The organism is Candidatus Auribacterota bacterium, assembly GCA_026392035.1.
GTDB lineage: Bacteria > Auribacterota > Tritonobacteria > UBA1439 > UBA1439 > JAPLCX01.
Window position 1 is genome coordinate 23,631 of sequence record JAPLCX010000097.1, and the last position, 18,785, is coordinate 42,415.

Consider the following 18,785-nt stretch of genomic DNA (forward strand, 5'->3'; position numbering starts at 1 on the left):
CGTAACATTTTCCAATAAGTCAACAGGAGGGGGAGCGCCGTGGAGCGGGTGATTACGAATATTTCCGCCGGGCGTGAGGAGAAACACCGCCTCTTCGTCGACTTGTGCGCGGCTGCGGTTTTCCTCGCCATAGCGATAGTGGCTGCCGCGGCCTGTTGGGGAGGTCGCTACGTGTATCTCCGCGAGGGCGGAGACGAGGCCGGCCAGTGCGCCTTCGCCGCGGCCGCCGACAACCCGGGATCCTTCGCCGGGGATGAGCTGCTCGGCGACCCCGGCAATCGGACTATCTACAACGTCCTCCACATCCACCTGCTGAGATATCTGCGGCGCATTACCGCCGACTACGGCACCGCTCATGCCATGCTCCAGGGACCCGTGGTGTTTCTACAGCTGCTCGGGTTTTATTTGCTCGGCATCGCGCTTTTCCGCAGCCGGTACTGGGCCCTTCTCCTCACCGCGGCGTGCGCGAGCACGTATGAATTCGGCGGCGAGTACTGGGGGATATGGTTCTCACCCCTCCCGAGGAGCCTTTTCCAGGCTTTGCTGCCGTATCTGCTCCTGTGCGCCTGGCGGTGGAGGACGAAGCCCGCGCGATGGCCTCTGCTTATGGTGATGGCGGGATTCTCCGTATTCATACACCCCGTGAGCGGCCCCCCCGTGGGGTTCGGGCTGTGGCTCGCGCTCTGGTTGTGCATGCCCACGTCTTGGCCGCTCCTCAGGCGGATGGCGTATATGCCGGCGCTCGGCGCGGCATTCATGATCGGAGCATCCTTCTATTTTGTGGGGCATCGCTACTGCGCGGTGCCGCCTGAAGAGTTCGATTCCTATTATGCGTTGTGCGTGGCGGCTCACAATGTCGCGAATATGTCCCTCCGCGCGCCGTTTGACCTCTTTGTCCGCCTCCTGCCGTTGGAGTGCTACTTCTCGCTCGTGCTCGCCGTCGGCTCATGGCTGCTCCTCTATCGCCTGAGGCGTCGGGTGCCAGAGGGTTGTCTTACGGTTTTGACCTGGATCGGCGGGGTAATCATCTTTGTAGCGCTGTCGGAACTCTATATGTACGTACTTTATTCGCGCCACATCATTCCGCATGTGACCTGGTTCTGGCGGTCGTTGCGCTTTGTCTTCCCATGGCTGTACCTCTTCACGCTCTGGCCGCTCGCGGAGCTCTCATCGGTGTTCGCGGGGGGGGGATTCAGGAATCATCTACGGCGTGGCCTCATCTGCGCGATAGGAGCCCTCTTTGTCACGGCCTGGCTCTTCTCTTTTCCCCCCGAGATCAACACCCGGTGGTCGCCCAGCAGGTACAGCGAGGAACTGTACCGCGTACAATGGCACGGGCGATGTCCCGAGCGTGTCCTCTGGGATACAGTGCGGGATACCTTCGAGAATCGGGTGCCGCTGGGGAGCACGGTAATGGTCACCGACCCCACGATGGCGTGGATTTGCAGGTTTCACCTCCTGAAACCGGTCATATACTCCGCCACTGACGGCGGGTTCCTCGTACCGGTGAACAGGGACGCGGCGCGTGCCTGGTATGGGAAACGGGAAGAATTCCAGTCGATTACTCGGATCGCGAAACCGCGGGAAAAGCTCCGAAGACTGGTGGCGATGGCGCGGCGCTACGGCGCCGCAGTAATCCTCACCGATACCCACTTTATCGTATGCCCGGGCACACCGCATACCCTCTTCCCGAATTCGCTGGATGAGGCATTCTTGGAGAGCCTAGGCATCAGACAGATGGGCGCATGGGGCGGTCTCCGGCTCTACGGGGTCGACCGCACCGGCAGGGGAAGAGGGTGAGGAGCGGCGGCACCCTCTTCTCGGGATGAAAGTCTATCTTGCTCAGAGGACACCCGCGAGATATACTAATCACACCAATGCGCCGGTTTTGTAGCTCAAATGCCGCGAGATATCTATAACCCAGCCCTGCGACGGAATACAATGAATATAGTGCTCATAAATCCACCCATCCTTGTAGATGAGGTAATGCGCGATTTTAAGAAATTTGAGCGCATGCGGGGAATTTACCCCCCGCTGGGGCCCTTGTATATTGCTGCGATAGTAGAGCAGATGGGGCACGAGGTGATTGTGATAGATTGCGATGCCGAGGAAAAACACATGCAGCGTATAAGGAATGTGTGTGAATCGCTGCATCCGGATGTGGTTGGCTTTTATGCATTCACATGGAACTACCGCGGCGCGGCACAGCTGGCAGCCTTTGTCAGATCCATCTGTCCGAAGGTGAAGACGATTATCGGCGGCCCCAACGCCACGTCATTCCCTGAAGAATCGCTCCGGTCAGGCGAATTTGACATTGCTGTCATGGGGGAGGGAGAGGAGACTGTAAAGGAACTCCTCGATGCCCTGAAGGACGGAAGGTCCCTTCACGGTGTCGCGGGTATTGCTTTCAAAGAGGGGGAGAGAGTCGTCAAAACCACGCCCCGTGAGTTTATCATTGACCTGGACTCCATACCGTTCCCCGGTCGACATTTCGTTCCCATGGGCCGCTATTTTGATGTATTTACCCGGGCGCGGAGATTCGCCACGATGATCGCCACGCGGGGCTGCCCGTTCCAGTGCACATTCTGCAACCGGAATGCCAGGCTCGGCCGCGTGCTGCGGGCGCGCTCGCCAGACAATGTTGTCGCCGAGATGAAAAAGCTCCGGAACGACTATGCGGTACGGGAGGTAATGTTTTTTGATGATAATTTTATTCTCGATAAATCTTGGGCTTATGATTTCTGTAGAGCCATCGAGGATGCAGGCCTCGATATGCTGTGGGAAATACGGACGCGTGTGGATACCGTTGATGAAGAGATTTTAAAGGCTCTCAAAAGCGCAGGATGTTACAGGATCAGGTTCGGCTTCGAGGCGGGGGACAACCAGATACTGAAGAATATGAAAAAGGGTATCACTGTGGAACAGTCCCTCGAGTGCGCGCGCCTATGTCACAAGATCGGGATCGAGATGTTCGGCTATTTCATCCTCGGCGCCCCCGGCGAGACCGAAGCGACAATGGAGAAGACCGTCAACCTTGCCATTACGATTGAGCCCCGCTTTGCTTTGTTCAGTAAATTTGTCCCGTACCCCTGTACCGAGGCGTTCGATTGGGCTGTCGCGAACGGCTACATCGAAAAGAACTACTGGGTAGATTTTCTCGCAGGACGGGACCTTGATTCTCACCCCGCGTTGGATCAGAAGCAGCTTCCAGCGAAAATTGTTGAGGAATATCTCAACATGGCCAACAGGAGATTTTATTTCAGGCCGGGGTATCTCTTTAGTATGCTCAAGGAGATTAAGAATCCCTCGCGGTTCTGTCAGCATCTCAGGATTGCCCGCAGCCTTCTGTAAAATGGATGCATCGCTTGTATGAATAGGCATGCGTTACACATTTTTTTGATAGTTTGCATTTTGTTTATTCTCCCGCTCATTTACTACGGCTGGGGCTTTCCCTTTACCGAGTTGCTTGAGCCGGCAGAACCGGGCAAGCTGGCCGAACGGATATATTCACAGGAACTTCTCGCCCGGGGGGAGATGCCGCTGTGGAATCCGTATTTGTACTCAGGCCATCCGCACATGGCGTGCCTCCAGCCGGCAACATTCTATCCCCCCAACTTTCTGTACATGATCCTTTCTCTTCAGGTCGCGTCCAACCTCATACTCTTGCTGCACTACTCCGCCGCAGGCATATTCACGTTTTTCTTCTGCATGACAATAGGATTGTCCATGGAGGCCGCGCTTCTCTCCGCGATATCCTTTATGTTTTGTGGCTACCTCACTGCTCATCGGCCGTTTCCTGACATTATGAACCCCTCCATTTGGCTGCCGCTCATGCTTCTTCTGGCGCACAAGATTGTGGAGCGCCCCTGTTTCAAATATGCCTTTCTGGCGAGCCTTGTCCTCTGTATCCAGATTTTTGGCGGCCATACGCAGCCGGTCCTCTACACCATTTTTATCTGTCTGGCGTACGTCTCGTACCTCAGCTTCAAAAGATATAGCGGGCGAAAACGATGGATGCCTCCATTGGTATTTGCAGCGACTATCGGACTGGGGGTTTCTCTTGCCGCGGTGCAACTGCTTCCTCTACAGGAAGTCTCGTCGCTTTCCATCAAGCGGGGGGTGGACTACCAAGAGTTTATTAAATATTCATTTCACCCACTGCTGCTTCCTACCTTGATATATCCCTTCCTGTTTGGTGCGGATTTCCCCTCTCTGTACGAGGGCTGGTACCAGGGGCCGTGGAACCTTGTGGAGATGTCGGGGTACACCGGCATTCTTCCGCTTTGCTTCGCGCTATGCGCCGTTATTATTCTCGTGCGCAAAGAGGCCCAAGTGAGATTCTGGGGGATCGTCGCGGCGATAGCGTTGTTCTTGGTCCTCGGCAAGCATAATCCATTGTACCGGATCACATGGTATTTCCCTTTTTATAATATATTCCGGGCTCCCGCGAGAAACTGGTATGAATTCGATTTTGCGATTGCAATCCTTGCCGGATTCGGCCTCTGGCAGGTAATGAAGAGGGAGAGATCGCAGCGAAGAATAGTGATGTTGGTTGCGGGTATGCTTTTGGGAATCGTGGTGATCTCGATATGCCTGTTGGCATACTGGGAACGGCATGGCGCAGCGCTGCTCGATGCTATTTCAGGTCAGGTTCCGCTGAACGCCGATAAAATGCTGAAAATAATCACGATGAAAAGTAACGCCGTATTTATTCCAATAATCCTCATGCTGACGTCCCTGTGTGTAATGCTCCTTATTGTGTTCCGGGTAAAGAGAAACGTTGTGTTCACGGCTCTATTCGCAATTCTCTTCATAGACCTCCTGTCGTGTGGGAGCTTCTACTGGCGATATGGAAAGAGCGGATCCGCCACGTTTGCAGAGTCGCGCAAGCACTTTGCACCGCTGCTGGACTACATCAGGAATAGAGAGACCGATGCAAACGGATTCCGGATATGCAGCATGATGAGGTCCGAGGATGACATGACTGATTGCTACCCGGTTATTGATAGATTTGGCCCCTATCGAAGCATCAACGGCTATGGCATGATGCTCTCGAGGGATTATGCGCGGTTGTTGCGAACCGATATTGTGGGCACCACACCGGAAGCCCTGTTTTTCAACAACCGTATCCTCTCCATGCTCGGCGTGAAATACATCATCGCCAGGCGAGAGGAAAAGAAATTTCTCGAATCCATCAGGGCGGAAAACGGGAGAGGCCTTTACCGTGAAGTAGCGCCCGCCGGCACTATAGCCCTCTTTGAAAATGCCTCCCCCTTTCCCCGCGCCTGGTGTGTCGGGAGAACGCGCCCCGTGGGAAATTTGGACGAGGCGGTGCGTATTCTATGGTCGCCCGATGTAAAAATCGACCTTTCGCGTGAGGTCCTCATTGAAGGGGCGAAGCCATGCGATAGTACCTCTGAGGGGGAGGCACGAGTGGTTTCCTATGAACCACAGAGGATAGAGATACGATGTAAATCTTCCGGCAAATGCCTCCTGGTCCTATCCGAGCGATTTTTTCCTGGATGGCAGGCATATGTTGATGGGAGCGTTGTGCCGATATACAGGGCCAACGCGATTCTGCGGGGGGTCTGCGTTCCGCCGGGTGAACACACCATAAAATTCATCTATAAACCGCGCTCATTTGCGGTGGGTGCCGCGATCAGCGGGGGTACGCTTATGGGTTTGCTTGTTGCAGCCGTTGTGCTTGGCTTGAAAAGGGGCAATAATTCACGGATCGTCTGAATGAATAGGAAGATCAGTATCTTCTCCCCTGTGACCAGCGTGGTGCATTCCCATTTTTTGCTATTTCAACGGCGATATCCCGCAGATAAGTGAATCGGTATCCTCTGGATTTGAGAAACCTCACAAGCTTCTCGAAGGCTTTGGTCTTGTCACGCACTAGTCTTCCCCTGAGGTATCCGATCTTTTCCTTGAGCGGGAGCATATGATACGACGGCACATTGCTAAAATCGTAGAGGTGCATGCAGATGTTTAAGAATCGAGGGCAGCCCAGGACCGCCATAAGCGTTTTGTAACATACCGAACCGAGAAGATTGACGTGGCTGGCGGTGACGGGCAGGCGCACGAATGGCATTACCGAAAGGGGGATCTCCAGCAGGCCCGTCTCCCCGTAGATGAACGGATGAGTCGGAAAATGCAAATTGTTGTACCTGCCGGGAAGATAGGAAGGGAATATCGAGGAGCTGTAAATCAACCCCTGTGTTGCGAGGAAGCCGATTTCCGCGGGGGATACTATACCCTGGGGGGCCCGATACCCCCGGGGAGACTCGCCGAAGTAACGCTTGTATGCGTCTATACCCTTCCGGATGTCCTCGATTTTACGCTCGGGTGGTTCGCGCAGCGGATGGCTGTAACTGTGCGTCTCAAAGCGGGAGCCGAGCGACTGCAGCCTTTTAATGATGGGGAAGTTTCCATCGAGAATCGATCCGGTAACGAAAGTGGTGAGTTTTATTCCGTATGCCGAGACCATCTGTTCAAATGCCTCCGTGCATTGGAGGCTTTCATAGTAATCACACCCCGTCATGCCGGCGTAGTCCGCTTCGAGATCAAGGCTGAAACACGCGATTCTGTCCATGTGCGTATCGCTCAACAGGTTGGATGAGCACCAATGAGACTCCCCATTCAACTTTCGTTACACATCGTATGGTGCTCGATTGGCGTGTACTCCCGGCGCACAGGAAGCACGCGATGCCGGGATTGATCTCACTTGAGCGCAGCTTACTCTACCACAATACAGTCTGAAAAATAAGCACCTTCCTTGCCCCGAAATGGCGGATAACAGATCGAAACGTTCACCTGATGGGTGGAATGTAATCAGAAGTATTTCTCCCTGTAGGGGCTAGATTTATCAAGCCCGTAACGCGGGTCTGATGAATCCGACCCCTACATTATCCGCCATTTCGAGCTTGCATGGATCGTTGATGTTTTTACGTGCAGTGCGTCGCTCGACCGGCGATGGGATCTATTAATCCGTTGAGGGGCGGTATTTATTTTGGTAGTATCCTCTATGCGTGGACTCGCGTGGCTGAGGTGTTTCATAATCTCTCCCCGCGCAAACCTCAATTGCGGTGAGACTGCCTCATCGTATTTATCGCCATGAAGATCCTCTTTGTCTATCCCGAGATCGGCACGCGGAGCTATCTTGAGCCGCACCTCGGTCTCTGCACGATCGCGGCGGTGCTCAGGGCGCGAGGGCATCAGTCGCTCCTCTTCCGACCGATGCGTTTTTCTCCAAGGAAATTCCTCCGGGAAGTGGACTTTCACAGGCCGGACATGGTTGCCTTTTCCTGCACCACGCATCAGTACCCCTATGTGCAGAGATACCTCGATCTGTTGAAAGGAAATCGGCATATCCCAACAATCATAGGTGGTGTCCATGCGACGATGGCAAGCGAAGAGGTTATTGCGGAGCCGAATGTTGATATGCTATCGAGGGGCGAGGGAGAAATGCCCATGCTGCGAGTGGCGGAAGCCATGGCGGCAGATGAAGATACATCCAGAATCAAGAGCATATGGGCCAAAACGAGAGAGGGAGAAATAATCCGGAATGAGATCGGCCCGCTCGTGGAGAACCTCGACGAACTGCCGTTCCCTGACAGGAAATTTTTCGGCATTGAGGCCATTCTAAGAAAAAATGGTTACAAAATGGCGGTGCTCGCGGGGCGCGGATGTCCGTACTCATGCAGTTATTGCAGCAATAGGGCGTATGGGGAGCTTTACGGAAAAAACAGCCATTATGTAAGAAAACGCTCGGTTGGCAACGTTATTGAAGAATTGAGAATGCTGAAGGGGCAATATCATATCAAGATAGTAGCCTTCCAGGATGAGGTATTCGTTCTGGATCGCCAATGGCTGAGAGAATTCTCTGAGCGATACCGCAGGGAGATTGCGCTCGGCTTTCAATGCCTGGCACGCCCGGAACAGATTGACAACGAAACAGTGTCACTCCTGAAGGATGCCGGTTGTCTCAGTGTGAGCCTGGGGGTGGAGACGGGGAATGAGGATATGCGACAGCGCATCTTAAACAGGATGACCTCCAATGAGCAGATACTCAATGCGTTCAGATTATTGAAAGAATCCGGGATTGACAGGCTTTCTTTTAATATGATAGGGATCCCGGGCGAGACGGCTGCAACAATAGAAGAGAGCATCGCCTTCGCCAGGAGACTTGATCCGGATTGGATTGGTTTAACGCTGTATCATCCATATCCCGGGACTCCTCTGGCAGAGCATTGCTATGAAAAGGGATATGTTATAAAAGAGGAATTCAACCCCAGCTATGGGGCCGATGAGAGCATGTTGGCACTCCCCTCAATCTCGGCAAAAGAGCTCACGCAGGGGTACCGCAAATTTGAGAATTATGCCTTTGCGTTGTATGTTAAAAACAAGTATCCGTTGCTCTACCCATTATATGTCGCCATCAGGCCGATCCTGAAAAGCCCGCTCCGGAGGCGGCTCATCGAGCTTTCGTACAGACTTATCCACGAGCGGGGATTATTTCGCAAGAGCTACTGACAGTCTGTAGAGAGAAGACGGGGACGCTAGTCTATAAGGTATGGCACGGGTAATCTGAATAAGCATGAATAAGAACAATCATCTTCCTGCGGTGACGGTAGTAGTATCAGTATATAACAAAGCAAGGACTGTAGCAAAGTGCATATCGTCCATCCTTGAGATTGACTATCCACTGAAAGAAACACTTATTATAGAAGGATACTCTAGTGACGGCTCGTATGAGATCCTGAAGCAATTTGAAGATAAGGCGCGCATTGTAAGAATCAAGGGGAATTACGCGACCGCACTGAACAGGGCACTGGAGCTGGTCTCTACGCCCCTTGTTGCGCTCACCGATGCTGATTGCACCGTGGATAAGGGCTGGCTCCGGGAACTCGCCGAGGGATTTGCCGAGGAGGAGGGCGTTGTTGCGGTGGCAGGTTATGTGGGGACGGGGCAGGGGATTACTCTCCTTGCCACGCTTATCGGGATCGAGTTTGAGGAGCGATACAGGCGCTTTCCCAGATACCTGCTGAGATCTCCCACCATGAACCTGTGTGTTCGGACGGAAGCAGCGCGCCAGATCGGATTTGACCAACATTTGCCGGTGGCCATTGAAACTGATTTCGGATACCGGCTTACCAAACTTGGCAAAATACTCTACCAACCCTCTGCCGTCGTGCTGCACTATCCTCGTACGACATGGAATGGCTTCTTTATGCAACAGGTGGCTTTCGCGAGGGGTGCGTTTATGGTATACCGCATGCACAAAGACAAACTGAAGGGCGACCATATCTCGACATTCTCCATGATCTGGCAGGTTCCCCTTTTCTGTCTGGCATGCTTATTCCTTTTTATGGGACTCCTTGATTGCACGTGTGGCGCCATCTCCTTAGTTCTCTTTGCGGCGCTCTTCCTGATTTATGCGCGCGATATGGCGAGACTTCCTATCAGGAAAAAGCATTATCCGATGATGGCGGCGATCCTGTGCATGCGGACTGTTGGCTGGGCGGCGGGGGCGATCAGTGGGTTAGCGACACCTATGGCGCAATGGATGCGGAAAACATGATGCGCACTGGAAAGTATGCATTTCTCACCCTCGACTTTGAGCCCGATCACTGTGATCTGGTGAAGGGCAATCATTACGATGCATTTCGGGGGATTCCTAAGTTTCTTGGCATGATACGGAGCCGAGGTATAACCGTTACCGTGTTTGCCACGGGTATAGTCCTGGAGGAAAGGGAGGCGGATATCCGTACCCTGGTAGAGGCTGGTGCTGAGGTGGAATTGCACTCGTACAGCCACAAGAGAGGAACAAACGGAATTACTGAAATCACAAAAGGGATTGAGGCGTATCGTCGAATATTCGGTCGTTCTCCCAAGGGGTACAGGGCTGCGCGAGGAATGATCTCAGATGAGGAAATAGCGTGCCTCGCCGCGCAGGGCTTCCATTTCGACTCGAGCCTCTTCCCCTCGTTTTTCCCGGGTAGGTTCTGCAATATCGCAAAGCCGACGGCCCCTTTTTTCTATCCCGGGACATCACTCTTGGAAATCCCTTTTTCAGTTATTTCTCGAATCAGATTCCCGGTATCACTGAGTTATATCCAGCTCGCCGGCTTCCCCACATTCCGCGCGCTCAAATGCATCTTCGGGCTGCCTGATATCCTTATCATAGATTTACATCTGCATGATTTATTCCCACCGGATATCTTCCGTTCATTGCCCGTAAAATGGAAACTGGTATACTCTAGGTGTTTCATGCGGCATCGCGAGAGAGGGTTGAATGATCTGGAAGATCTGATCCGGATGCTGGAGGGTGAGGGGTACACATTCGGGATCCTCGGGGACCTGTATCGCGATTACGTGAAGGCAGCGGGCATATGAGAATTGTGCTGGTCACACAAGAAGAGCCGTTTTATCTTCCGTTATTCACACGGCTGTTTCTCGAAAAGCTGAAAGGGAATATAGTGTTGGTGGTCGGACTCAGCGCGGTCCCCCCTCAGGAAAATCGCTTTCTTATGGCGAGAAGATTCCTTATCCTGTGGGGCGCACGACTCTTTGCATACAAGCTCTTGAGGTACTCGTATTACAGAATCCTTGACTCCCTGCCAATCCAACTCGGCACCGCAATTTATTCAAGCCGGCGACATTGCATACGTATGCATATACCATACATTGCGCCTCAGTCTTTGAAAGGTGCTTATGCCATGGAGCGTATTAGGGCATGCGTCCCGAATCTGCTAGTTTCCGTAGCGGCAAACCAAATATTCAGCAAGGAGTTATTATCGCTGCCCACGCTGGGATGCATCAATCTGCATGCCAGCCTGCTCCCCCGCTACAGGGGCATCAATCCGACTTTCTGGGTGCTTGCGAAAGGGGAAGAAATAACCGGTGTGACCGTGCACTTTATGAATGAGAAGTTTGACGATGGTGATATCATACTGCAGAGAGAGATCAGCATAAGCAAGGACGATACGTTGCATAGTCTCTATTCCAAAGAGATTATCCTCGGACTGGATCTCCTGTGTGAGGCAATTAGCTTATTGGAAAAGGGAAGCGTGCCTCGAAAGCCAAATGATTCACGGTATGCGACGTATTATTCTTACCCCACTCGATCGTCCGTAAAAGAGTTCAGAGAGAGGGGGAGACGGTTTTACTGAGCGGAGCGCAGAAGAGCATCGAGGAATGCCGCATAGGGGAATAGTTATCTGACCGTATGGATCACAACCATGAATAGCATCACTGCAGACAAGATTCTTATCATAATCCCCGCGTATAACGAGGAGAGAACCATAGGCGCGGTTATCCGCAGCATCCTTTCCTTGACTGAATTCCGCAATGTCCTTGTTATCAACGATGGCTCATTTGATCGGACCTCGCGTACGGCTTGTACGGTGGGCGCACGCGTGTTGGAACTCCCGTATAATCTGGGGATCGGCGCGGCTGTCCAAACCGGATACCTATTTGCCGAAAAGGAACGCTACGAGTATGTGATCCGCGTTGATGCAGACGGCCAGCACGAAGTGTCGCAGATGTGTACATTGCTTGCCCCATTGCTGGCCGGCGAGGCTGATATGGTTATCGGATCCCGGTATCTCTCATATGGGGAGTATCGTTCTCCATTAGCCAGAAGAATCGGCATAAAAATATTGGCGGGTTTTGTTTCCTGGATTATAGAGTCGAGGATCACGGACGCTACATCTGGTTTTATAGCCCTGAATCGCAACGCTGTGGCAATTCTGGCCGAGTCATCCCCTGATGAATATCCCGAGGTCGAATCCATCGTGCTGCTGCACGAAAAAGGATTGCGCGTCAAGGAGGTCGGAGTGAAGATGGGCCATCGCCAGGAGGGGAGATCGTCCATCACCGCCCTTGGATCTATCTACTACATGGTGAGGGTAATCCTGGGCCTCACCATTGAGCTTTTGAGAAGAGACTCGTCCTGATCTTCAGCTCGGTGCGCATGGCAAGAAAGCAATGAATATATTGCTATTGAATCCTCCGTTCATCGGTAAATTCTCAAGGGCATCGCGCAGTCCTGCCGTCACAAAGAGCGGCACGATATATTATCCGTTCTGGCTCGCCTACGCCGCAGGCCTTCTCGAGCAAAGAGGATTCAACATCCGCTTGGTGGATGCCCCCGCTGATGGGTTGACCCGAGAGCAGATTTTAGTAAAGCTGACGGGCTTTACACCAGACCTCATCGTCGTGGATACCAGCACCCCGAGCATTTATGAGGATGTGAAATGCGCAGCATTTCTTAAACGACAGTATCCGCACAATGTAATCACCCTCGTTGGTACCCATCCATCGGCACTTCCGGAAGAAACGCTGTGCCTGGACGGCGCCATTGATGTTGTGGCGCGAGGGGAATATGATGAAACCCTTGTCGAACTTGCGAAGGCAGTTGACGCGGGAGGAGATTTCTCCGCGATTAAAGGGATCAGCTACCGCGCGGGCAATCTGGTGCGGCACAATGCCGCCAGGGCGTTGATAGAAGATGTGGACAGACTTCCCTTTGTGACATCGGTGTACAAGAAACATCTCACCATACGCAACTATTATTTTGCCGCAGCCCGTTATCCGATGGTGATGATCATTACCGGCCGCGGGTGCCCCTACCGGTGCTTCTTCTGCGTGTACCCGCAAACCTTTCACGGCCATCGTTACCGGCCGCGAAGTCCGGAAAACGTTGTTGCGGAGTTTGAGTACGTGAAGGAGAACCTCCCGCAGGTGCGGGAAATCGGAATCGAGGATGACACCTTCACCGCCATTGCCGAGCGGAGTGAGCGGATATGCGATCTCCTGATCGAGCGGCAGATTGGTCTGCCCTGGTATTGCAATGGGCGAGCCGACATCAGCTACCCGCTGCTCAGGAAGATGAGGAGGGCGGGGTGCAGGCTCATCACGGTGGGGTTTGAGAGCGCCGATCAGGGAGTCCTCAATGCGATACACAAGGGATTGACAGTAGAGCGGATGCTCCAGTTTGCCATGGACGCGCGCCGGGCGGGGATACTCATACACGGCTGCATCATGATCGGCAATCCCGGAGAAAATGCCGATACCGTCCGGAGAAGCTTCGATTTTGCACTGCGCACACGGTGTGACAGCATGCAGTTTTACCCCCTATTCGTTTATCCGGGCACTGAGGCGTATGACTGGGCACGTCGATCCGGCTACTTGAAAAGCACCAACTTCCGCAACTGGCTGGATGTGAAGGGGGATTATGCGTGCGTGCTGGATCTCCCCGGACTCCCTGCCGGGAAAATTGTCGAAATCTGTAAAAGGTTCTATATTCACTACCATTTGCGCCCATCGTATATCCTCTACAAAATCTGGCAGTTTGTGACGCGGCCCTCGGAGGGGCTCAGAACACTGCGTTCAGGGCTCCTGTATCTGCGCTTTCTATGGCGGGACAAAATCGGGAGCGCCTGATGCTCGCAACCAGCTCGTGCGCATCCGGTGAGAGGGGGTATCTTCCGCTGCCGTTGCCGGATACGGTGGCTTATCCTCTCCGGGATATATTCCACAGCGAGGTAACGCCGTCAGCAATTGACCTCCAATTACGGGGCGAGAGGAGTTGACTCAGGTACTTGAGAAAGAAGCGGGGTCTGAAGTAAAATGACATGAATGCCTTGCGATGCAGGGAGAGGAGTTCTTCGCGGCTCATTCCTGGAGGGACATAGGTTGCTGATTCATAGCACTTATACTCATCGAAGCAGGTTGCCGCTCTCCCCTCTCTGGCTGCAATCTCGCTGAACTTCGTTCCCGGGAACGGTTGGGCGATGGTGAATTGCGCCGTGTCCGGATTGAGTTTTTTCGCGAATGCGATCGTCTCCGCTACGGTTGACGCTGTTTCTCCTATGTTCCCTATCATGAAATAGCCATGAATCTTGAGTCCAGCCCGTCTGGCAATGCGTGTGGCCGTGAGCGACTGCTCCAGGGTTATCCCCTTGTTTATGTTGTCGAGTATCATCTGACTTCCGGACTCATAGCCGAAGTGAATCGCCCTGCATCCGGCCCGCTTCATCGAGATTATTGTTTCTTCATCCACCGTGTCAACCCGAGCCTGCGCCATCCAGAGCGGATCGATCCTCCTGAGGAGGATCTCTTCACAAATTCCGAGCACATGGCTCTTCCGTACAGTGAGTGTGTCGTCAGCGAAGCCGAATATCCCTATGTTGAGCCGCTCCATGCAATCATTGATCTCATCAACCACGCGAATCGGTGACCGATAACGAATCGTTGAACCGAACACAGCCGAGCTCCCGCAGAAGATGCAGTGGAAAGGGCACCCCCGGGATGAAATGATATTCGTATAGTATGGACGAACCCGTCGGCGTAAAGAGGATGCATGTTTATAGAGAGTTATCTTCAATAGATCTCTTGCGGGGAATGGGAGCGCATCAAGGTCCTTGATAAAACCCCTGCGCGGAGTTTGTTCGATGTTCCCATTCAATCTGAGGGAGATACCTGCGCACGTGTTCAGGGGCTTTCGGGCTGAAAGGAGGGAGGCTAATTCCTGGACTGTTTCCTCTCCTTCGCCCACCACCGCGATGTCAGCCCCCGTCGCCTTTAGTGTATCCGCAGGGAGGGCGGTGACGTGCGGGCCCCCAATGACGACAGGAACCGACGGCATTAATTTTTTAATAGATGTTATTGCATCCGCAGACGAGCCGAGCATGGGAGTGGTAAAGCTGATGCCGACCATGTCCGGTTTGCGAGTCCACACTGCGCGGGCGATGGCGGTATGGTCATGAACGTTCTCTGCTTCGGCGTCAATAACCGTGACCGCATGATTGTTGTCCCGCAGCGCGGCGGCGATATAGAGCAACCCGAGCGGAGGATCGAGATAGCGGACACCGCGGATTTTTCTGTAGATATGCCGGTATAAAGGGTGGATGAGAACGATATTCATTGGATGGGGGATCCGAGTCTCACGATGCCCCATTGTAGACGATGGAGCGGGGGCGGACAAGAAGAAACTGCTCCTGCCTGGAGATCGCGCCTGGGGATCGCGATTTGAACACGTTTCACCATTTTGATATACTCGTCGCATGTATCTGTCTCAAATTGCGCGCGTGGGCACAGGCTTATTCAGAGCACGCATGTTCGGTGCGCATATCCCCCTTGCCGTATGGATTGACGTTACCAATCGCTGCCCCGCCGGTTGCGCCTACTGCGAGGTCTTCAAATCGGGGAAGGGGGACATACCCCTGCCCGGCCTCCTGCGGCTCATGGACGAGCTCCGGGAGCTCGGCTGCGTGCGCCTCCATCTCACCGGGGGCGATCCCCTCATCAGGGACGATATCGGCGAGATCATCGACCACGCCCGAAGGCACAACTTTCTGCTCACCCTCTCGACCAGGGAGCATTTCGTGCCGAAGAGGATCGCGGACCTGGAAAAGATCGATATGCTCTTCTTGAGCTTCGAGGGAGAGGAGAGCGTGCACGACGAACTGAAGGGGAAGGGGAGCTTCCGGGCGCTCATGGATGCGTTCGCCCTGCTCCGTCAGCGAAAGGTGAAGTTCCTGACGACAACTACCCTGACGAAGCGGAACGTTCAATCTGTCCCGTTCATCCTCGAGACCGCCCGGCGCTACGGCTTCGTCGCCAATTTTCAGTGCCTGCACTATCCTCTCACCGCCGCCTCGTCCTCCGGTTTTCGCACCACCCATCCCCTGGCGGACCTCCTCCTCACGGAGGAGGAGCACCGGGCGATCGGGAGAAAGCTCCTGGGGCTCCGAAGGGTGGGATTTCCCATCGCCACCTCGGCGCCGTGCCTCCGCTACATCTTTTTGGAGTGGAAGAACCATCAGGAGGTGTTTCTTCCGCACCGGCTTCGTCCGGGACTCCGCTGCTGGGCGGGGAGACTCTTCTGCCAGATCGACGTAGAGGGGTTCGTCTACCCGTGCGGCTCGACGTTCGAGCGGGGACGGCGGGACGAGTATCTCAACGCCCTCGACGTCGGCTTCGGGAAGGCGTTCGCGCATCTTGCCTCGAGCCCCTGCCAGGCCTGCCTGCAGGCCTGTCATGTCGAGCTGAATCTGCTGTTTTCCCTCGACATCGGAACGCTATGGCACTGGTTTCGCACTCTTGTCGCCCCCCGGGGGCGCGCCGAAACGGGGGACTCATGACCGCGCGCAACGGCATCCGGGTGGCCCTGGTGAATCTCCCGCAGGTTGTCCCCGAGCTCATGCACATCTCCCGGGTGCGGAAGGCATACTCCGAGACCGCCCAGATCCTTCCCAACCTCAGCCTCGCCTACCTGGCGGCGCAGCTCGAGCGCGAGGGCTTCGAGGTGCGGTATGTCGAGGCGTTCGCGTTGAAGCTCTCGGTTGACCGGATCGTCGAGGCGCTGCGGGACTTCGCCCCGCACGCGGTCTGCTATAACCTGATCACCGAGACCTTCCTGAATTCTCTCGCTTACATCAGGACGATCAGGGAGCGCATCCCGGCGCCCGCGATCGTGGGGGGGATGCACCTCTCCCTCTACCCGCACGAGACGCTTTCCCATCGGTGCATCGACTACGGGATCGTCGGCGAGGGCTGGAAGAGCCTGCCCCGTCTTTTGCATTCGCTCGCGGAGGGGGAAACCGATCTCTCGGGAGTGCAGGGGCTCCTGTACAGGACGGGCGATGAGCTCGTGCAAAACGCGCCCAGCGAGGGGTGCACCCCCCTGGAGAGCGTTCCGTTCCCGGCGCGGCACCTCCTCCCCAATGACGCCTATAACTGCGTGATGTCCAAGCGCTTTCCCATCACGGTGATGATCTCGAGCTACGGCTGCCCGTTCAAGTGCTCCTATTGCGACGTGGGGACCCTCTCCTTCCAGATGCGCAGCGCGGAGAGCGTGATTGCCGAAATGACCGAGTGCAGGGAGAGGCACGGCATCCGGGAGATCTGGTTCCAGGACGAGACGTTCACTCTCAACGCGAACCGCCTGTACGCCATCTGCGAGGCGCTTATGCGCTCGAAGCTGGACGTGATCTGGTCCATCAGAACCCGGGCAGATCTGGTCACCCTCGACATGCTCAAGGCCATGAAGCGCGCGGGCTGTTTCAAAATCCATTTAGGCGTCGAATCGGCCGACCCGGCGGTCCTCGCCGAGCTCGGCCGCACCATCCCCCTCGAGAGGATACGGGACGCCTTTTTCTGGGCTCGTGAGGCCGGCATCGCCCCGCTTGCCTTCTTCATGATCGGCAACCCCCTGGAGGACCGCGCGGCGCTCGAGCGGTCGATCAGTTTCGCCGGGAGCCTGCCGTGTGATTTCATCCAGGTCAACAAGCTGACCCCCTGCCCCCCGTCCAAATTCTATACCCGCGTCGTTCGGGAAACCGGGCGCGATTACTGGGCGGAATATACGCGGGGCAACAGCGCCGCCATCGCGGAAATGGGAAACTATTTCTCCCTGTTTCCCCCCGAAGAACTCGATGCGTGGCAGAAAAAATTCTTCCGAACGTTCTACTTTCGCCCCTCCTATATTGTACGGAGGATCGTCGAGGTGCGGTCATGGAAGGAGTTTAAGAGTCTCGCCAAGGCGGCGCTCTCGATCACCTGACAGCCCATGCGCAAGAAATATCTGCGAGTACTGCTGAACCGCCTGCGATCCGCCGGCCCCGGTGCGCTGCTGCGCCAGGGGTGGAACGCCATGGCCGTCGCCCGGGCCGCGGCGGCGGGCGGAGCGCCGCCGGCCCCCGTCTCGGCGACCCTTGTCCTCACCTATCGCTGCAACCAGCGGTGCGTCATGTGCAACTTCCCCGGCCGGGCCCGCAGGGACACCCCGGAGATGTCGACCGTCCGGGCGCGCCAGATCATCGGGGAGCTCGCGCTGATGGGGACTTCTGGGATCTCCTTCTACGGCGGAGAACCGCTGTTGAGAAAGGATATTGTGGAGCTCACCGCCCATGCCCACTCCCTGGGGCTCATGACGCATATCTCCACCAACGGGATGCTCCTGAGCCTTGAAACCGCCCAGGCCCTCGTGCGCGCCGGGGCTGACCTGATTTCGATCTCCCTCGACGGAGGCGTCGCCGAAACCCATGACCGCCAGCGCGGAGTGCCCGGCGCATTCCAGGCGGTGCAGTGCGCCGTCGAAAGCGTTCGCGCCGCACGCGCCGCCGTCGGGAGGCGCTGTCACTGCGCGCTCGCCGCGACGCTCACCGCGGGGAATGCGGATGAGACCGGGCGGATCATCGCCGCCGCACGGGCCCTCCGGGCCGATACGCTCTCTGTTTTCGAGGCACAGGAATTGTCGGGCCTTGCGCCGTGGGGTTCCGGGGCGGAGACGGAAACGCTGCGCCGCGCCCACACGCTGCTGCGGGAGGAGAAGAAGAGAGATCCCAACTTCATCGACAACTCGGAGGAGTATATCCGCACCTGTCTGGCCCTTCTCGACGGAAAGCCGCCGCCCGCGCGGTGCTGCGCGCCCTACTCCGACATCTTTATCGACACGTACGAAGACGTGTATGCGTGCAATTATTTCTTCGGCATGGCGCGAATGATCGGGAACCTTCGCGGCGGCAGCGTGGCGGCGTTCTGGCGCTCCAACGACTACCGGAAGGCGCGGGAGGATCTGCGGAACTGCGCGCTCTGTAACTATATGTGCCATCGGGAGCTAAGCCTGATACTCAATCGCATGAACATCTTCCGCATCCCTCGCGGCTTTTCGCGAACCGCCGTGTGATTCGCCCGCGCACCGGCATGCGGCGGCGGGTGAAGGGTATCAGGCTCCCCATGATGGGGATCAGGGCTTGGGACGTCGATTCTGAACA

General features: G+C 55.4%; 14 protein-coding genes. 12 read left to right on the plus strand and 2 right to left on the minus strand.

From position 1 onward, the window contains the following. Positions 1–39 precede the first annotated feature (39 nt). The 3 genes from NTX71_10430 to NTX71_10440 all read left to right on the plus strand — a co-directional run bounded on the left by NTX71_10430 (position 40) and on the right by NTX71_10440 (position 5,742). Positions 40–1,800 (plus strand): hypothetical protein, encoded by a 1,761-nt coding sequence (locus tag NTX71_10430; protein ID MCX6340311.1) that lies wholly within the window; start codon positions 40–42, stop codon positions 1,798–1,800. A 141-nt stretch (positions 1,801–1,941) separates the two neighbouring features. Continuing rightward, positions 1,942–3,351, plus strand: coding sequence for a radical SAM protein (locus tag NTX71_10435; GenBank protein MCX6340312.1), 1,410 nt, complete (start codon positions 1,942–1,944; stop codon positions 3,349–3,351). Between the two features lie 60 nt (positions 3,352–3,411). Then, positions 3,412–5,742 carry a YfhO family protein gene (locus NTX71_10440; protein ID MCX6340313.1) on the plus strand — a complete coding sequence of 777 codons (2,331 nt, stop codon included), beginning with the start codon at positions 3,412–3,414 and terminating at the stop codon, positions 5,740–5,742. Positions 5,743–5,755: 13 nt separating this feature from the next. Here the strand turns inward: NTX71_10440 and NTX71_10445 are convergent, their stop codons facing one another. Further along, complete coding sequence (locus tag NTX71_10445; GenBank protein MCX6340314.1) at positions 5,756–6,595, minus strand: polysaccharide deacetylase family protein; 840 nt, start codon at positions 6,593–6,595, stop codon at positions 5,756–5,758. Positions 6,596–7,116: 521 nt separating this feature from the next. Between NTX71_10445 and NTX71_10450 the strand changes: the two genes are divergently transcribed. The 6 genes from NTX71_10450 to NTX71_10475 all read left to right on the plus strand — a co-directional run bounded on the left by NTX71_10450 (position 7,117) and on the right by NTX71_10475 (position 13,449). Beyond that, positions 7,117–8,535 (plus strand): radical SAM protein, encoded by a 1,419-nt coding sequence (locus NTX71_10450; GenBank protein ID MCX6340315.1) that lies wholly within the window; start codon positions 7,117–7,119, stop codon positions 8,533–8,535. Positions 8,536–8,599: 64 nt separating this feature from the next. Then, on the plus strand, positions 8,600–9,583 hold the full coding sequence (locus NTX71_10455; protein ID MCX6340316.1) for a glycosyltransferase: 984 nt from the start codon (positions 8,600–8,602) through the stop codon (positions 9,581–9,583). After that, positions 9,580–10,398, plus strand: coding sequence for a polysaccharide deacetylase family protein (locus NTX71_10460; protein MCX6340317.1), 819 nt, complete (start codon positions 9,580–9,582; stop codon positions 10,396–10,398). Before NTX71_10455 ends, NTX71_10460 begins: the two co-directional genes overlap by 4 nt. Next, positions 10,395–11,174 carry a formyltransferase family protein gene (locus NTX71_10465; GenBank protein ID MCX6340318.1) on the plus strand — a complete coding sequence of 260 codons (780 nt, stop codon included), beginning with the start codon at positions 10,395–10,397 and terminating at the stop codon, positions 11,172–11,174. The genes NTX71_10460 and NTX71_10465 overlap by 4 nt, the downstream gene beginning before the upstream one ends. Positions 11,175–11,243: 69 nt before the next feature. Next, positions 11,244–11,960 carry a glycosyltransferase family 2 protein gene (locus NTX71_10470; protein MCX6340319.1) on the plus strand — a complete coding sequence of 239 codons (717 nt, stop codon included), beginning with the start codon at positions 11,244–11,246 and terminating at the stop codon, positions 11,958–11,960. A gap of 31 nt (positions 11,961–11,991) precedes the next feature. Further along, positions 11,992–13,449 (plus strand): radical SAM protein, encoded by a 1,458-nt coding sequence (locus NTX71_10475; GenBank protein MCX6340320.1) that lies wholly within the window; start codon positions 11,992–11,994, stop codon positions 13,447–13,449. A gap of 70 nt (positions 13,450–13,519) precedes the next feature. Here NTX71_10475 and NTX71_10480 read toward each other — a convergent pair whose 3' ends face one another. Further along, complete coding sequence (locus tag NTX71_10480; protein ID MCX6340321.1) at positions 13,520–14,932, minus strand: radical SAM protein; 1,413 nt, start codon at positions 14,930–14,932, stop codon at positions 13,520–13,522. 190 nt (positions 14,933–15,122) lie between these two features. On the opposite strand from NTX71_10480, the gene NTX71_10485 reads away from it, so the two are divergent. Genes NTX71_10485 through NTX71_10495 form a run of 3 tightly spaced genes read left to right on the plus strand, consistent with a single transcriptional unit; the run spans position 15,123 to position 18,697 of the window. Then, positions 15,123–16,151 (plus strand): radical SAM protein, encoded by a 1,029-nt coding sequence (locus NTX71_10485; GenBank protein ID MCX6340322.1) that lies wholly within the window; start codon positions 15,123–15,125, stop codon positions 16,149–16,151. Further along, positions 16,148–17,572, plus strand: a complete 1,425-nt coding sequence (locus tag NTX71_10490; GenBank protein MCX6340323.1) for a radical SAM protein — start codon at positions 16,148–16,150, stop codon at positions 17,570–17,572. The genes NTX71_10485 and NTX71_10490 overlap by 4 nt, the downstream gene beginning before the upstream one ends. A 6-nt stretch (positions 17,573–17,578) precedes the next feature. Continuing rightward, entirely contained in the window at positions 17,579–18,697 is a 1,119-nt protein-coding gene (locus tag NTX71_10495) for a radical SAM protein (GenBank protein ID MCX6340324.1), read from the plus strand. Positions 18,698–18,785: the final 88 nt, after the last annotated feature.

Excerpts from the sequence above, each read along its gene's own strand:
- NTX71_10435 (MCX6340312.1), top strand. The coding sequence starts at position 1,942 with ATGAATATAGTGCTCATAAATCCACCCATCCTTGTAGATGAGGTAATG.
- NTX71_10445 (MCX6340314.1), bottom strand. The coding sequence starts at position 6,595 with ATGGACAGAATCGCGTGTTTCAGCCTTGATCTCGAAGCGGACTACGCC.
- NTX71_10450 (MCX6340315.1), top strand. The coding sequence starts at position 7,117 with ATGAAGATCCTCTTTGTCTATCCCGAGATCGGCACGCGGAGCTATCTT.
- NTX71_10455 (MCX6340316.1), top strand. The coding sequence starts at position 8,600 with ATGAATAAGAACAATCATCTTCCTGCGGTGACGGTAGTAGTATCAGTA.
- NTX71_10460 (MCX6340317.1), top strand. The coding sequence starts at position 9,580 with ATGATGCGCACTGGAAAGTATGCATTTCTCACCCTCGACTTTGAGCCC.
- NTX71_10465 (MCX6340318.1), top strand. The coding sequence starts at position 10,395 with ATGAGAATTGTGCTGGTCACACAAGAAGAGCCGTTTTATCTTCCGTTA.
- NTX71_10470 (MCX6340319.1), top strand. The coding sequence starts at position 11,244 with ATGAATAGCATCACTGCAGACAAGATTCTTATCATAATCCCCGCGTAT.
- NTX71_10475 (MCX6340320.1), top strand. The coding sequence starts at position 11,992 with ATGAATATATTGCTATTGAATCCTCCGTTCATCGGTAAATTCTCAAGG.
- NTX71_10480 (MCX6340321.1), bottom strand. The coding sequence starts at position 14,932 with ATGAATATCGTTCTCATCCACCCTTTATACCGGCATATCTACAGAAAA.
- NTX71_10485 (MCX6340322.1), top strand. The coding sequence starts at position 15,123 with ATGTTCGGTGCGCATATCCCCCTTGCCGTATGGATTGACGTTACCAAT.
- NTX71_10490 (MCX6340323.1), top strand. The coding sequence starts at position 16,148 with ATGACCGCGCGCAACGGCATCCGGGTGGCCCTGGTGAATCTCCCGCAG.
- NTX71_10495 (MCX6340324.1), top strand. The coding sequence starts at position 17,579 with ATGCGCAAGAAATATCTGCGAGTACTGCTGAACCGCCTGCGATCCGCC.